Source organism: Cupriavidus sp. SIMBA_020 (assembly GCF_046535395.1).
GTDB classification, from domain to species: Bacteria; Pseudomonadota; Gammaproteobacteria; order Burkholderiales; family Burkholderiaceae; genus Cupriavidus; species Cupriavidus campinensis.
Genome location: NZ_JAWRWU010000061.1, coordinates 1 through 481, shown reverse-complemented (window position 1 = coordinate 481; position 481 = coordinate 1). Strand labels below are relative to the sequence as shown.

The window sequence follows — 481 nt, the reverse complement described above, 5'->3', positions numbered from 1 at the left end:
CCGTCTTCTGGCCGCAGTGGTCCAGCAGGCGGCCGGGGGTGGCCACCAGGATGTCCAGCGGCTTGCGCAGGGCGCCAGGCCGACCACGTAGTGCAGCGATTCGGACAGGTGATAGCCCAGCGCCACGCCCAGCGTCATGTCGCCCAGGCCGGTACTGCGGTAGCGCTGGCCGCCGGCCTTGAAGGTCACGTCCAGCAGCGGCGCGATGGCATGGAAGGCCAGCTGGCCGCCCAGCACCTGCTGCGGCGTGACCCAGATCAGGCGCGGGGCCAGCACGTTGACGTCGACCTTGAAGTCCGGCACCGGCAGGCGTTCGCCGTCGTTGCCGCGCAGCTTGTCGTAGCGGGCGACGCCGGCGTAGACCAGCATATGCACGCCAGGCGGCGGCAGCGCGCCCGACATGAAGTTCTCCAGGCCGTCCGGATAGATGCCCAGGCCGCCGCCTTCGGTGGCTTGCGCCACGCCGCCGGCCAGCTTGCCG

The 481-nt window shown here is 71.3% G+C and carries 1 protein-coding gene; it reads right to left on the bottom strand.

What is annotated here, in order from left to right; genetic code table 11:
• Positions 1 to 474: transporter (locus SB751_RS28150; protein ID WP_410748803.1), on the bottom strand; the 474-nt coding region annotated here is incomplete at its 3' end.
• Between the last annotated feature and the right edge of the window lie 7 nt (positions 475 to 481).